Here is a 12,870-nt window from a genome sequence, read left to right as displayed (position 1 = left end):
CCAAGCGGAGACGCGTGTATATGCACAATCTAGCCTGTCGAGGCTGCAGCGGCTATGCAGCGCCGCCAAAAAAGAAATCGGAAGGACATGAGAATGATCAGGACGACGCGCCGGACCGTGCTGGGAGCAGGCCTCGCCCTTGCCGCGCCGTCGATCGTGCGCGCCCAGGGCACGTGGCCGAACAAGCCGATCACCATCGTCGTGAATTTCCCCGCCGGCGGCCTGACCGATGGCATCGCCCGCGCCTTCGGCCAGAGCGTCCAGCAGGCGACCGGTCAGCAGGTCATCATCGACAACAAGCCGGGCGCCTCGGGCAATATCGGCGCCTCGCTGGTCGCGCGTGCGCCGGCCGACGGCTACACCTTCTTGCACTCGGTCTCGAGCACGCTCATCCAGAACCGGGTGATGTTCAAGCAGCTCGGCTTCGATCCGGACAAGGACCTCACCATCGTGTCGGGCACCTCGTCGGGCGTCCTGCCGGTGGTGGTCCACAAGTCGCTGCCGGCCGAGGTCAAGGACCTCAAGTCGTTCATCGCCTACGCCAAGGGCCAGAAGATCAATTGGGGCTCGTGGGCGCTCGGCTCCTCGTCGCACGTCTTCGCGCAAAGCCTCAACGAGAAGTTCGGCCTCTCGATCGAGGTCGTGACCTACAAGGGCGAGGCCCCGATGTGGCAGGACATGGGCGCCGGCTCGCTGCAGGCCGCGATGGGCAGCCCGCAGGCGATGAACGCGCTGCTGGTCAAGCAGGAGGTGCGGCCGATCGTGGCGCCGTCCCGGGTGCGCTACGTCAAGCTGCCCGACGTGCCGACCTCGAACGAGCAGGGCTTCGACGACCCCGCCTTTACGGTGCGCGGCTGGCTGGCGCTCGCAGCCCCGGCGGCGACGCCGAAGGAGATCGTCAAGCGCATGTCCGACCTCTGGGTCGCGGCGGCGGATTCCGAACCCGGCAAGAAGATGATGGAGAGTTTCGGCCTCACCGAGAAGCCGCTGAACCACGAAGAGGTGATGGCGGACTATGAGTACCTGAAGAAGACCCTGATCCCGCTGATCGTGGCGCTGGGAATCAAGCCGGAATAGCCCCACCGTCGCCCCGAGCGAAGTCGAGGGACGACGGGGCTACGCAGCGACCCGCTTTACACCGTCCATCATCCAGCGCGCGATGCCGGCCATGCGCGCGTCTTCCTGCTGCTGGCCCATCACCTGGACGCCGACCGGCATGCCGCCGACGCTCATCAGCGGCATGGTCACGACCGGCGCGAACAGCATCGAGCTCGGGGCGTTGAACACGAAGTCGCCGGTCGGACGCGGCGCCAGAGGCTGGCCCGGCACGTCGCCCGACCAGATCGGCGCGGGGCCGGGGCAGCTGAGCGTGATCGCAGCATCGGCGAACGAGGCGACCGTGGCATGTGCGAGCTGCGCTGCCTGTCTCGCGAGCAGGTTCGTGCGGTACTGATCGGGTGTCATCGCTTCGGCCTTGAACAGGGCAGCCTTGGCACGCTCGCTGAGGCCGTTCGGCGAGGCGTCGAGCATGCCGCGCTGGTACCAGCGATTCTCCCAGCTCGTGATGCCGTTGCAGACCGCGCGGGCGTTCGCGATCGCCTTCTCCAGCGATTCGACGAACGGATGATCACCGCGACGGATCAGCGTGACGCCGGCTGCCGCGAGCTGTTCCAGCACCTTGGCGAAACCTGCCTTGGTTGCGGCGTCCACTTCCGGCCAGCCTTCGGTCTGCAGAACGATCAGACGATTGGGCCTGACTGCCGCCGGCATCGTGTCCGGGCCCATCAGCCCGAGCGAACCGCGATCGCCGCCGCAGCGTTTGGCGATCTCGATCGCCACCTGCCACATGTCCTCGAGGCAGTTGGCGTGCGGTCCATGGGTGCTCATGCTGGTCGCCAGCCGCTCGCCGCGATTGATGCCACCCTGCGTCGGCTTCAGCGCGAAGTTGCCGCAATAGGCGGCCGGCCGGATGATCGAGCCGCCGACCTGCGTGCCGATCGCCGCCGGCACCATGTTGGCGCCCACCGCCGCTGCCGAGCCCGAGGACGAGCCGCCGGGCGTGCGTGCCGGATCGAACGGATTGGTGGTCGCGCCGGGATGCGAGCCGCCCAGCTCCGCCGTGACCGTCTTGGCGAGGATCACCGCGCCGGCCTGGCGCAGCGCCCAGACGGCGGCGTTGTCGCGCTTGGGAAAGTTGCCCTTCATCGCGACGCAGCCCATCTCGGTAGGCATGTCCCTGGTCTCGAGCAGGTCCTTGATGGCGACCGGCATGCCGTCGATCGGCGACAGGGGCGTGCCGGCCTTCCAGCGCGCAGTGCTGGCGTCAGCCGTGGCGCGGGCGCCCGCTTCGTTCATCGCGGTGAAGGCCTTCACCACCGGCTCGCGTGCCGCGATCGTCTCCAGGCAGCGCTCGAGATAGGCACGCGGCGAGTCGTTGCCGTCGGCAAAGCGCCGTGCGGCGTCGTGGAAGGTGAGGGGTTTATAGTCGGCGTATGGGGTCATGGATGGTAGCCTAACATGAGACAGCCAAGCTTCGGCCAACAGGGAGACTGCTTCGATGGCATTTGCCGGCATGAACGTTCTGGCCATCCTGATCGCGGCCGTGGCGGCATTCGCCTGGGGTGCGGCCTACTACATGACCTTGTCGAAGCAGTGGTTGGCGGCAGTAGGCAGGACCGAGCCGAACAAATCGCCGACGCCGTTCGTCATTTCCTTCGTGGCGCTCGTCATCATGGCGTGGGTGCTGGCCGGCACGGTCGGCCATCTCGGACCGGGGCAGGTCACGCTGAAGAACGGCATCATCTCCGCGCTGTTCATCTGGGTGGGCTTCGTCGCCACCACCGTGTTCGTCAACAACGCCTATCCCGGCCGGAAGTACATGCTGTCCGTGATCGACAGCATCCATTGGTTGGGCGTGCTCGTTATCGAGGGCGCCGTCATCGGCGCGATGGGTGTTTGACGCATGAAGCGACCTCGCATCGAAGGCTACGCCGTCATCTCGACCGAAGGGATGATCGCCACCGCCGACGGCAAGTTCCCCGAAGAGATCAAGATCCCGGCCGACCACGAATTCTACCAGGGCTCCGTCGCGGCGGCGTCGGCGGTCGCCAACGGCCGACATTCGGCGGAAGGCGGCATCGGCGAGAAGCATCGCAAGCGGATCATCCTGACGCGCCGCGTCGATATCCTCACGCCCGATCCCGACAATCCGAACGCGATCCTGTGGAATCCCGGCTCGACGCCGTTCGACGAGGTATGGGCGCGTCTCGGCATCGACGGCGGCACGCTTGCGGTGGTCGGCGGCACCGACACGTTCGGTCTGTTCCTGTCGATCGGCTACGACGCCTTCTATCTCACCAGGACCGAGGCGAGCGTGCCCAAGGGTAGGCCGGTGTTTCCCGGCGTCGGCACGACGACCACGGCCGACGAGGTGATGCGCAAGCACGGCCTCGTCCACAAGGGCACGCGCATGCTCGATGCTTCGGTCAATTGCCGGGTCGAGGAGTGGGGGCCGAAAGGCTGACAATGAGCCCCTCGAGCCCATGAGTTCATCCAAACGCATCGTGATCTGCGGCGCAGGCGCGATCGGCGCCTCGATCGCCTATTTCCTGAGCCGGCGCGGCTCACGGCCCGTCGTGATCGAGCGCCATGCCGTGGCCGGTTCGGCTTCGGGCAAGTCGGGCGGCTTCCTGGCGCGCGACTGGTGTCGCGGCAGCGCGCTCGATGGGCTGGCGCGGCGCAGCTTCGATCTCCACGCAGAGCTGTCCGAGGACCTCGGCAATCCATGGTGCTATCGGCGCCTGGAGACTTATGCGGGGCAGGCCGCCGAGAACGGTGCCGTGCGCCAGCCCGCGGCGCGGGCCTGGCTGTCCGGACGGGTCGAGATCACCGGGCGGCTCGGTTCGCCTGCGACCACGGCCGTGGTCGAGCCGCGCGCCTTCACCACCGGGCTGATGGCTGCCGCGCAGGCAGAGGGCACAACGGTTCGGTTCGCCACGGTCGCAGCGTTGATGCGCCGGCCGGACGGTGCCGTGCAGGGCGTCGTGCTCGATAGTGGTGAGACGATCGAGGCCGATGCCGTGGTGATCGCCATGGGTCCGTGGTCGATCCTCGCGACGCAGTGGCTGCCGCTGCCCGCGGTCTACGGCTACAAGGGCCACAGCCTCGTGTTCGGCACGGGCGAGGCGACCGGCTCGGAGGCCCTGTTCCTCGAATACGAGGAGGCGAGCGGCGACGTCCTGAGCCCCGAACTGTTCCCTCGCGCCGACGGCACGACCTGGGTGTGCGCGATTTCCTCGACTGCCGCGCTGCCGGTCGATCCCGCCGGCGTGCTGGGCGACGAGGGCGCGCATGCCCGGCTCGAGACAATGTGCCGGAGCATCTCGCCCGCTCTCGCCGCGACGCCGATCATCGCTCGCCAGGCCTGCTTCCGTCCGGTCATGGAGGACGGCCTGCCGATGATCGCGCCCGTGACGGGCGCCCCCGGCGCCTACGTCGCCACCGGCCACAATGTCTGGGGCATCCTGAACGCGCCCGCGACCGGCGAGGCGATGGCCGAATTGATTCTCGACGGCGCTGCCCGCCACGTCGATCTCTCGCCCTTCACACCCGCCCGTCTGCCCACTTTCGATCCGGCAAGATTGCGTCGATAAGAGTCAGAACTCCACCACGAGCCCATCGTGCGCGGCTTCGAACGCGATCTCGGGTTGGCGGGCAAGCAACTCGGCGCTCATGTGGGTGACGATGGTGCGTTTGGGAGCGATCTCGGCGAGATGCTTCGTCAGGGTCATGTAGTCGATGTGGAATTTCATGACCTTGTCGAAGAAATAGGCCTCGCAGATGAACAGGTCGGCATCGCGGCCGGCGGGAATCAGCTCCGAGACCCATTCCGTGTCGCCTGAATAAGTCAGCACCTTGCCTTCGGTCTCGATGCGCAGCGCGTAGGACGGTGCCCCGCTGTAATGCTTCATCAGGTAGGGCGTGACGTGAAGGCCGTCGATCCCGGTTCGCTCATGTAGCGCGAGCTCGCGGATCGTCAGCGCATACTTGCGCTCGACCTTGGTCGAGCCGGAGAACATCGCTTCCATGACGGTCATCAGCCGCGCCTCGAAGCCCGGTGGGCCGGCGAGGGTGAGCGGACCGGTGCGGCGGCTGACGAGCTGCGCGTCGAGCAGGAAGAAGGGCAGGCCGCCGAAATGATCGCCGTGCAGGTGGCTCACCAGGACGGCCGAGATGCCGTTGGGATCGACGTCCCATTTGCGGATCGCAACCATGGAGGAGGCGCCGCAATCGATCAGCACGTTGCCGCCGTGCGCGCGCGTGAGATGAAAGCAGGTGTTGAACCGGCCGCCGCTGCCGAACGCGTCGCCGGAGCCGAGGAATTGGAGACGCACTACCTTGTCCCAAGAATAAATGTCGTCCTGAGCGCAGCGAAGGACCTCACCGAGCGATCAGCGATTCCCTTGCCGGCGTGAGATCCTTCGCTTCGCTCAGGATGACAGACCTGCTCAGGATGACACATTCGAGGTTGCCCTAAGGCGCCTGCTCCAGGCTCGACACTTCGTTGGTGAGTGTGGTGCGGCGCATGTCGCGCACCTCTGTGTGATCGTAGCGGCGCGCGCGGTGCATGGTGCAACGGTTGTCCCACATCACCAGGTCGTGCGGCTTCCAGACGTGGGCATAGACGAACTTGCGCTGGGTGGCATGCTCGGTGAGGTCGCGCAGGAAGGCGCGCGCCTCGGGCACCGGCCAGCCTTCGATGCCGCCGGCATGGCTCGCGAGATAGAGCGACAGCCGGCCGCTCGACGGATGGCGCCGCACGAGGCGCTGGCGTACCGGCGCCCACTTGACGCGTTCCTCGTCGGTGAAGTCGGTGAAGCCCAGGATGCCACGCGAGAAGATCTGGCTGTGGCTGCAGATCAGGTCGTGCGCCTCGCGCTTGGTTTCCTCGTCGAGGGCGTCGTAGGCGGCGCGCATGTCGGCGAACTCGGTGTTGCCGCCGGCCGGCGGGATCGTGCGCGCCGAGAGCAGCGAATACTTGGCCGGCACCGGCTTGAACGAGCTGTCGGAATGCCAGAGCTGGTTGCCCAGGCCAAACAGGCGGCGCCGATCGTCGCGCGCCAGCACGTTGTTGTTCTTGTCGAGATTGGAGATGTCGTTCAGGTCCATGCCCATGCGGCGGTCCTGGGGGGCGGCGATGTCGCCGGTCGCCTGTTCGAGCGGGCCAAGCGAGCGGCTGAAGACGAGCTGCTGCTCGTCGTCGATCGGCTGGTCGTGGAAGACCAGCACGGCGAACTCGTCCATGCCGGCATGGACGGCTTTCACTTCTTCGGGCGTGAGCGGCTTGCGCAGGTCGAGGCCCGAGACGACGCCCGCGAAGAACGGGCGGTTGACCGGATCGATAGGCTTGATGTTCATGTGGATATTCTACAGCGCCGGCTTCTCCTTGGGGAGGGCCGACCATTCGCGAAACAGCCTGCCGCCGTGCTGGTCGAAATGCTCATCCAGCACCTTGGAGGACTGGATACGCTCGACCCGGAAGTTCCGGTAATCGCCCCGCAACTCGCACCAGGCGCCGACCAGGGTGGCATCGACGTAATAGGCCATGGCGATCGGCCAGATGACCCGGTTGGTGCGCCGGCCCTGCTCGTCGGCATAGGAGATGTAGAGCTTGGCGGAGTCGCGGATCGCGGCGCGTACCTCGGCGAGGTCGGCCCCTTCAGCCTCGGCGGCCATGCCGGGCGAGACATACATGGGGGCGTCGGCGATGTGCTGGCGCAGGCGCTCGGGGACCACGACCGCGACCTTGGCGAGCACTGAGTCGGCCGCCTCCTGCAGCTTCGGATCCCTCAGGCGCCGGACCAGCCGGGCACCGACGGCGATCGCCTCGACCTCGTCGATGGTGAACATCAGCGGCGGCAGGTCGAAGCCCTTGCGCAGGACGTAGCCCACGCCGGCGGCGCCCTCGATCGGCACCCGGCGCGCCTGCAGGGTGGCGATGTCGCGATAGACCGTGCGCGGCGTGACTTCGAGCCCTTCCGCTAGCGCGGCCGCGGTGGTCGGCCGGGAGGCCGTCCGCAGGCGCTGGATGATGTCGAAAAGGCGGTCCGAGCGGCGCATGTGACTACTGACATAACGCTGTCAGGAGGAGGTTTCTAGGGTGGGTTTTCACCGGCTGGGAGCGCGGGTCTCCAGACCCGCTCATGAGTCCGAGCGGGTCTGGAGACCCGCGCTCCCAGCGAAGATCATCTTGAGGAGCCTTCCATGATCGAGATTTATCGCCCGAGCGTTCCCGCTCTGCACAAGTTCGCCGAGCGCAATTCGGTCCCCGCGTCCGCCGTCGTGCGAGCTGGCGACTGGGTCTATGTCTCCGGCATGCCGCCGGTGAACCCGGAGACGGGTGGCTATGACATCCTGCCGATCGACCAGCAGGCGCGGCGGTCGCTGGAGCACCTCAAGAACTGCCTCGAAGCGGCGGGATCTGGCCTGGAGCGCGTCGTGAAGTGCACCGTCTATTGCTCGAACCCGGCGTACTTCCCGATGGTGAACGCCGTCTACGCGGAGTATTTCGGCGCCCACGAGCCGGCCCGCACCTTCTTCTGCCCCGGAGGCTGGTTCGGCCCGTTTGACATCGAGATCGACTGCGTGGCGCTGGTGCGATGAGCCCCGGCCTGCTCGGCACCCTGCTGCTCATCGCCTCGGCGACGGCCTATTCGACGGCGGGCTTCTTCACGCGGCTGATCCCTGTCGATGCCTGGACCCTGCTGTTCTGGCGTGGCGTGTTCGGCGGCAGCTTCCTCGCCGTCGTCGTGCTCGTGCAGCAGCGCGGGCGGGTGCTGCGAGCGATCCGCGCCACGGGCGTCGAAGGCGCGATGGTCGCCGTCCTGTCGGCCGTGGCGACCGTGTGCTTCCTCAACGCCATGCGGATCGGCACCGTGGCCGACGTCATGGTGATCGATGCCGCGATTCCGTTCTTCGCCGCGGCAATGGCCTGGGCGATCCTGGGGGAGCGCGAGAGCGTCTGGACGCTCGGCACCACCGTCGTGGCCTTCGCCGGCATGGCGATCATGGCAGGGCCGGCGACCGTGCAGGGCCAGTTCCTCGGCAACCTGCTGGCCCTCGCCATGGCTGTTTCGATGGCGTTGGTCATCGTGCTGATCCGGCGCAAGCGCGGCGTCAGCATGGTGCCGGCGGTGTGCGCCTCGGCCTTTCTGTGTTCGTTGATCGTCTGGCCGTTCGCCTCACCGCTGGGGGTATCGGCCGACGAGCTCGGCTTGCTCGCCCTTTTCGGCGTCAGCCAGTTCGGCATGGGCCTGCTGCTGCTCGCCTTCGGCACGCCGCTGGTCTCCGCGGCGCGCGGCGCCCTGCTCGGCGTGCTGCAGACGCCGCTCGGCACGCTCTGGGTCTGGCTCGCCTTCGCCGAGCAGCCGGCGATGCTCACGCTGATCGGCGGGGCGATCGTGCTGGCGGCGGTCGTGGCCGACTTGACGGCAGCTCATACGACATCGAGTGCCCCAGCATAGGAAGCGGCTTCAGACGGCGTTGCAACATTTCCAGTGTCATCCCGAGCGAAGCGAGGGATCTATGGTGAGCGCATAGATCCCTCGCTTCGCTCGGGATGACACGGGTTTTGATCGTGCGACGCGGCGCTACGCCGTCGGCAGCTTGTAGCCCTCGTAGTGCTTGCGCAGCGCCGTCTTCAGGATCTTGCCAGTGGCACCGTGGGGGATGGCGTCGATGAATTGCACGTCATCGGGCATCCACCACTTGGCGATCTTGCCCTCGAGGAACTTCAGCAGGTCGGCCTTGGTGACGTCGGCCTCGGGCCGCTTCACGACAATGAGCAGCGGCCGCTCGTCCCACTTCGGATGCGCGACACCGATCACGGCGGCTTCGGCGACGCCGGGGCAGCCCATCGCCGCGTTCTCGAGATCGATCGAGCTGATCCACTCGCCGCCCGACTTGATCACGTCCTTGGAGCGGTCGGTGATCACTACTGAGCCGTCGCTCTCGATCTTGCAGACGTCGCCGGTCATGAACCAGTCGTCGTCGAGGAACTGGCTCCGGCCGTCGCCCTTCATGTAGCCCTTCACGATCCACGGACCGCGCACCACCATGTTGCCCGACACGCTGCCGTCGTGCGGCAGGTCGTTGCCGGCATCGTCGATGATCTTCATCTCGCAGCCGAACACCGGCCGGCCCTGCTTGGCGGTGATCGCGAAGCGCTCCTCCTCGGGCAACTCGCGCTCGCCCTTGTTGAAGCGGGTCAGCGTGCCGAGCGGGCTCATCTCGGTCATGCCCCAGCCCTGCGCCACCTCGATCCCGTGCTCCTTCCAGAAGCGCGAGATCATGGCGTAGGGCACGGCCGACCCGCCGATCAGGCTGCGCTTGACCGACGACATCCGGAGCTTGTTCTGGGCGCAGTAGTCGAGCAGGGCGAGCCACACCGTGGGCACGCCGGCGGAGAGGGTCACCTGCTCCTTGTCGAGCAGCTCGTAGATGCTGGCGCCGTCGAGCTTCGGTCCGGGGAACACCAGCTTGGCGCCGCAGATCGGCCCGGCATAGACCAGGCCCCAGGCATTGGCGTGGAACATCGGCACAACCGGCAGAATGGAGTCATCCGGCGTCATGCCGAGCACCGGTCCGGAGCACATCATCATCGAATGGATGACCGTCGAGCGGTGCGAGTAGAGCACGCCCTTCGGATTGCCCGTCGTGCCCGAGGTGTAGCAGAGCGAGGAGGCGGTCTTCTCGTCGAAGGTCGGCCACTTGAGCGTGCCCGGCTTGCCGGCGATCAGTTCCTCGTAGCAGAGCAGGTTGGGAATCTTGCTCGAGGCCGGCATGTGGGCGCGGTCGGTCATGAGCACGACGTGCTTGACGGTCTTGAGGTGCTCCCAGACGCCCTCGACGATCGGCAGCAAATTGAGATCGACGAAGATGATCTGGTCCTCGGCGTGGTTGGCGATGTAGGCCACGTGCTCGGGTGCCAGCCGCGGGTTGAGCGTATGGAGCACCGCGCCGATGCCGGAGATGCCGAAATAGAGCTCGAAATGGCGGTAGGTGTTCCAGGCGATGGTGCCGACCCGGTCGCCGAGCTTGATGCCCAGGCCCTGAAGCGCCTCGGCGAGCTGCTTGGCGCGCTTGGCGGCGTCCTTGTAGCCATAACGATGGATCGGACCCTCGACCGTACGGGTGACGATCTCGACCTCGGGATAGTAGGCGGCGGCGAAATCGATCATCTGCGAAATCAGCAGCGGACGGTCTTGCATCAGGCCGAGCATGGCGTTTTCCCCTGGTTACGCGTGCCGCTCGATGTGAAGGCTTCTGAGGGTTGCGAGCGGCTTCAGGTCTGGTTCTAGACCGAGTCCCTGTCCGCCGGGAAGGGAAACGCAGCCGTCGGTAACGGTCATGAGATTTTGCAGCAGACCGTCGCGCAGCGGGTTGGGATTGGCGTCGACCTCGAGCAGGCCGGGACCGCGGACGGCAGCCAGCAGGTGCAGCGAATGCATCAGCCCGATCGCACCGCCGAGATAGTGCGGGCAGAAGGTGCGGCCCGCGGCGAGCGACGCCTTCGCCACCGGCAGGCAGCCAGAATGGCCACCCCATTTCGCCACGTCGGGCTGTACAAATCCGACCAGACCGGAGTCGATTATTGCCTGGAACGCGCCGGCACCGCGCACATTTTCGCCGGCCGCAAGGCGCGTCGGCGCCACGGCGGCGACCTGGGTCCATTCTGACGCCGGCCGGTCGGCCATCAGCGGCTCCTCGATCCAGCCGAGACCGAACTCGGCCAGCTTCGGTGCCATTCGGCAGGCCGTTGCCAGGTCCCAACCCTGGTTGGCGTCGACCATGAGCCGCTCGCCGCTCTCGAGGGTCGACGCCACCGGACGCAGAGATCCCAGATCGGTTTCCTCGCCGAAGCCCACCTTGAGCTTGAAGGAGCGATGACCCTCGGCCCGGGCGCGCTCGACAGTGTCGAGAGCGGCGCGGCCGGGATTGATGCCCGACGCATAGACCGGCACCGGCGAGTCATCGGCGCCGCCCAGCGCGCGCCACAGCGGCAGGCCGCGCTTGCGCGCGCGGAGGTCGTGGATCGCGAGATCGAGGCCGGCGGCAGCGGCGGAGAAGGCACCAGGATCGCCGCTCTGGAGGCGCAGCACGTGGAGGGCGCGGTCGAGCTCGGCCCAAAGCGCGACCGGATCGTCGATCGACTTGCCGAGCGCGCGCGGCGCCACGATGTCGGCGAGCAGGAGTGCGCGATGCTCGGCGGCGGCGTTGGGGAAGTTGCACCAGATCTCGCCCCAGCCGCGCGCGCCGTCGGAATCCTCGACGCGCACGAACACCGCAGCGCGCTCGGTCATGATGCCGAAGGACGTGCGGACCGGAATCTCGATGGGGGTGCGGAAGACGTGCACCTCGACGCGGTCGAGGGTCGAACCGGTCATTGGCTGTTGGGCTCGGTAAAAGTCAGCCGGTTGCCGAACGGATCGCTGACGCTGACGGTGTGGGCGCCCCATGGCTGCTCTTCGAGGCCGGGCCGCCCGTAGCGATACTTCTTCTCGCTGAGCTCACGGTGAAGCTCTTCGATGCCCGTCATGTTGATAGTGATATGCGCGCCCGGCGAACCACCTCCGTGATGCTCGCTGAGATGTAGCACCAGGCCGGTGCGCGAGATCTGGGCATAGACCGGCGCGTTGTCGTCGAAGCGATGTTCCCAGTCCCAGGTGAAGCCCAGGAAGTCGACGTAGAACTCCTGCGCCTTCTCGACCGAGAAGATGCGCAGGATCGGGACGACGCTCTGGAGCTCGATGCTCAATCAGCGGCCTGCTGCGCGTCATTCAGCACGTCGTAGTTCCGCTTCTGGTACCAGGTCATGTAGTCGGTGTAGTAGGTCGTCGGGTACTTCGGCGGCTTGTCCGGTCCGACGGTGGTCGGCACGGCAGCGACCGGCCAGTCGATGTTGCTGTCGCAGAAGAACGGAATGGCGTAGCGCTCGCCACCGCTGCGGTTGATCGCGCGATGCGGCGTGGCGAGGAAGACGTCGTTGGTCCAGCGCTGCAGCATCTGGCCGCCGTTCACGACATAGGCATCCTCGATCGCCGGCGCGTCGATCCAGTTGCCGCTCTGGGTGCGGATCGACAGACCCGGCACGTCGTTCGGCGCCAGCAGGGTGAGGAAGCTGGTATCGGTGTGCGGGGCGAGGCCGAACTCGTCGACCACCGGGCCTTCCTGGTGGGGATAGTGCGTCATGCGCAACGAATATTGCGGGTCCTGGAAGGCGGCATCGAAATACTGCGCCGGAAGGTCGAGGGCGCGAGCGTAGACCCGCACCATCATCTGCACCAGCCGCTCCATGGTCTGGTTGTAGTCGACAATTACCTCACGGAAGCCGGGAAGGTCCGGCCAGCGGTTCGGTCCGCGGAAGCGCCGGCCACTCAGCATGTCGGGATGGTCGGGCGGCAGCTCGCGCTTCACGAAGAAGGCTTCGTTGAGGTTGGGCTTGGTGCCGGCCTGGACTGTCGAGGTCCGCAGCGTGTTGCCGCGCATCGGCAAGTAGCCGGTGTTGTTCGGGTCGAGCTTCAGCGCCAGCTTCTTCTCGACCGGCTGGGCGTGGAAGCGGCGGATCTGCTCGAAGGCGTCGCGGATCTTCTGGCGCGGTACGCCGTGATTCACGATGAAATAGAAGCCGATCTCGGTGAGCGCGAAATGTAGTTCCTTCGCGGTGCGATCCAGCGCGCCGGGCTCGCCGGCGAGATAGGGTCCGAGATCGATGACGGGAATCGTTTCCGTGGAGGCCATGACGCTACTCCTTGTTGCCTCTTTGAGTCGTACCTGAGACGTTATGCAACGATAGGGCCAGCAGGGAAGACG

The 12,870-nt window shown here is 66.6% G+C and carries 14 protein-coding genes; 6 read left to right on the top strand and 8 right to left on the bottom strand.

The window, feature by feature from the left end; all coding sequences use genetic code 11:
* The first annotated feature begins 93 nt into the window (after positions 1–93).
* Entirely contained in the window at positions 94–1,077 is a 984-nt protein-coding gene (locus ACQY8M_RS33045) for a Bug family tripartite tricarboxylate transporter substrate binding protein (RefSeq protein ID WP_428665351.1), read from the top strand.
* A gap of 39 nt (positions 1,078–1,116) precedes the next feature.
* On the opposite strand, the gene ACQY8M_RS33040 is transcribed toward ACQY8M_RS33045, so the two are convergent.
* On the bottom strand, positions 1,117–2,502 hold the full coding sequence (locus ACQY8M_RS33040; RefSeq protein WP_428665348.1) for an amidase: 1,386 nt from the start codon (positions 2,500–2,502) through the stop codon (positions 1,117–1,119).
* Between the two features lie 55 nt (positions 2,503–2,557).
* Between ACQY8M_RS33040 and ACQY8M_RS33035 the strand changes: the two genes are divergently transcribed.
* From ACQY8M_RS33035 to ACQY8M_RS33025, 3 genes are read left to right on the top strand one after another with little or no spacing between them, the layout of a single operon-like run.
* Positions 2,558–2,959: a DUF1761 domain-containing protein gene (locus tag ACQY8M_RS33035; RefSeq protein WP_428665346.1), complete on the top strand. Its 402-nt coding sequence runs from the start codon at positions 2,558–2,560 to the stop codon at positions 2,957–2,959.
* Positions 2,960–2,962: 3 nt separating this feature from the next.
* The gene (locus ACQY8M_RS33030) at positions 2,963–3,523 is read left to right on the top strand and encodes a dihydrofolate reductase (RefSeq protein ID WP_428665344.1); all 561 of its coding nucleotides are present in this window, start codon (positions 2,963–2,965) and stop codon (positions 3,521–3,523) included.
* A gap of 19 nt (positions 3,524–3,542) precedes the next feature.
* Positions 3,543–4,652: an NAD(P)/FAD-dependent oxidoreductase gene (locus ACQY8M_RS33025; RefSeq protein WP_428665342.1), complete on the top strand. Its 1,110-nt coding sequence runs from the start codon at positions 3,543–3,545 to the stop codon at positions 4,650–4,652.
* A 3-nt stretch (positions 4,653–4,655) separates the two neighbouring features.
* Here ACQY8M_RS33025 and ACQY8M_RS33020 read toward each other — a convergent pair whose 3' ends face one another.
* The 3 genes from ACQY8M_RS33020 to ACQY8M_RS33010 all read right to left on the bottom strand — a co-directional run bounded on the left by ACQY8M_RS33020 (position 4,656) and on the right by ACQY8M_RS33010 (position 7,119).
* Entirely contained in the window at positions 4,656–5,393 is a 738-nt protein-coding gene (locus ACQY8M_RS33020) for an MBL fold metallo-hydrolase (protein ID WP_428665339.1), read from the bottom strand.
* Positions 5,394–5,532: 139 nt separating this feature from the next.
* The gene (locus ACQY8M_RS33015) at positions 5,533–6,417 is read right to left on the bottom strand and encodes a TauD/TfdA dioxygenase family protein (protein WP_428665336.1); all 885 of its coding nucleotides are present in this window, start codon (positions 6,415–6,417) and stop codon (positions 5,533–5,535) included.
* A 9-nt stretch (positions 6,418–6,426) separates the two neighbouring features.
* Entirely contained in the window at positions 6,427–7,119 is a 693-nt protein-coding gene (locus tag ACQY8M_RS33010) for a helix-turn-helix transcriptional regulator (protein WP_428665333.1), read from the bottom strand.
* 144 nt (positions 7,120–7,263) lie between these two features.
* Between ACQY8M_RS33010 and ACQY8M_RS33005 the strand changes: the two genes are divergently transcribed.
* Together ACQY8M_RS33005 and ACQY8M_RS33000 are read left to right on the top strand one after the other, a co-directional pair.
* Positions 7,264–7,662, top strand: a complete 399-nt coding sequence (locus ACQY8M_RS33005) for a RidA family protein (RefSeq protein WP_428665331.1) — start codon at positions 7,264–7,266, stop codon at positions 7,660–7,662.
* Complete coding sequence (locus tag ACQY8M_RS33000) at positions 7,659–8,522, top strand: DMT family transporter (protein WP_428665329.1); 864 nt, start codon at positions 7,659–7,661, stop codon at positions 8,520–8,522. The genes ACQY8M_RS33005 and ACQY8M_RS33000 overlap by 4 nt, the downstream gene beginning before the upstream one ends.
* Positions 8,523–8,648: 126 nt before the next feature.
* Here the strand turns inward: ACQY8M_RS33000 and ACQY8M_RS32995 are convergent, their stop codons facing one another.
* From ACQY8M_RS32995 to ACQY8M_RS32980, 4 genes are read right to left on the bottom strand one after another with little or no spacing between them, the layout of a single operon-like run.
* Positions 8,649–10,280: a 3-(methylthio)propionyl-CoA ligase gene (locus ACQY8M_RS32995; protein ID WP_428665326.1), complete on the bottom strand. Its 1,632-nt coding sequence runs from the start codon at positions 10,278–10,280 to the stop codon at positions 8,649–8,651.
* Positions 10,281–10,295: 15 nt separating this feature from the next.
* Complete coding sequence (locus ACQY8M_RS32990; RefSeq protein WP_428665323.1) at positions 10,296–11,444, bottom strand: mandelate racemase/muconate lactonizing enzyme family protein; 1,149 nt, start codon at positions 11,442–11,444, stop codon at positions 10,296–10,298.
* A complete protein-coding gene (locus ACQY8M_RS32985; protein ID WP_428665320.1) occupies positions 11,441–11,815 on the bottom strand; it encodes a glyoxalase superfamily protein in 375 nt (124 codons plus the stop codon). The genes ACQY8M_RS32990 and ACQY8M_RS32985 overlap by 4 nt, the downstream gene beginning before the upstream one ends.
* On the bottom strand, positions 11,812–12,798 hold the full coding sequence (locus ACQY8M_RS32980) for an isopenicillin N synthase family dioxygenase (protein ID WP_428665316.1): 987 nt from the start codon (positions 12,796–12,798) through the stop codon (positions 11,812–11,814). The genes ACQY8M_RS32985 and ACQY8M_RS32980 overlap by 4 nt, the downstream gene beginning before the upstream one ends.
* Between the last annotated feature and the right edge of the window lie 72 nt (positions 12,799–12,870).

It is taken from the genome of Reyranella sp. (assembly GCF_965279465.1).
Classification (GTDB): Bacteria; Pseudomonadota; Alphaproteobacteria; order Reyranellales; family Reyranellaceae; genus Reyranella.
Note: the sequence above shows the minus strand (reverse complement) of the source record. Positions and strands in the feature narration are given on the sequence as shown.

Excerpts from the sequence above, each read along its gene's own strand:
- ACQY8M_RS33040 (WP_428665348.1), bottom strand. The coding sequence starts at position 2,502 with ATGACCCCATACGCCGACTATAAACCCCTCACCTTCCACGACGCCGCA.
- ACQY8M_RS33015 (WP_428665336.1), bottom strand. The coding sequence starts at position 6,417 with ATGAACATCAAGCCTATCGATCCGGTCAACCGCCCGTTCTTCGCGGGC.
- ACQY8M_RS33045 (WP_428665351.1), top strand. The coding sequence starts at position 94 with ATGATCAGGACGACGCGCCGGACCGTGCTGGGAGCAGGCCTCGCCCTT.
- ACQY8M_RS33000 (WP_428665329.1), top strand. The coding sequence starts at position 7,659 with ATGAGCCCCGGCCTGCTCGGCACCCTGCTGCTCATCGCCTCGGCGACG.
- ACQY8M_RS33005 (WP_428665331.1), top strand. The coding sequence starts at position 7,264 with ATGATCGAGATTTATCGCCCGAGCGTTCCCGCTCTGCACAAGTTCGCC.
- ACQY8M_RS32995 (WP_428665326.1), bottom strand. The coding sequence starts at position 10,280 with ATGCTCGGCCTGATGCAAGACCGTCCGCTGCTGATTTCGCAGATGATC.
- ACQY8M_RS33025 (WP_428665342.1), top strand. The coding sequence starts at position 3,543 with ATGAGTTCATCCAAACGCATCGTGATCTGCGGCGCAGGCGCGATCGGC.
- ACQY8M_RS33030 (WP_428665344.1), top strand. The coding sequence starts at position 2,963 with ATGAAGCGACCTCGCATCGAAGGCTACGCCGTCATCTCGACCGAAGGG.
- ACQY8M_RS32990 (WP_428665323.1), bottom strand. The coding sequence starts at position 11,444 with ATGACCGGTTCGACCCTCGACCGCGTCGAGGTGCACGTCTTCCGCACC.
- ACQY8M_RS32980 (WP_428665316.1), bottom strand. The coding sequence starts at position 12,798 with ATGGCCTCCACGGAAACGATTCCCGTCATCGATCTCGGACCCTATCTC.
- ACQY8M_RS33035 (WP_428665346.1), top strand. The coding sequence starts at position 2,558 with ATGGCATTTGCCGGCATGAACGTTCTGGCCATCCTGATCGCGGCCGTG.
- ACQY8M_RS33010 (WP_428665333.1), bottom strand. The coding sequence starts at position 7,119 with ATGCGCCGCTCGGACCGCCTTTTCGACATCATCCAGCGCCTGCGGACG.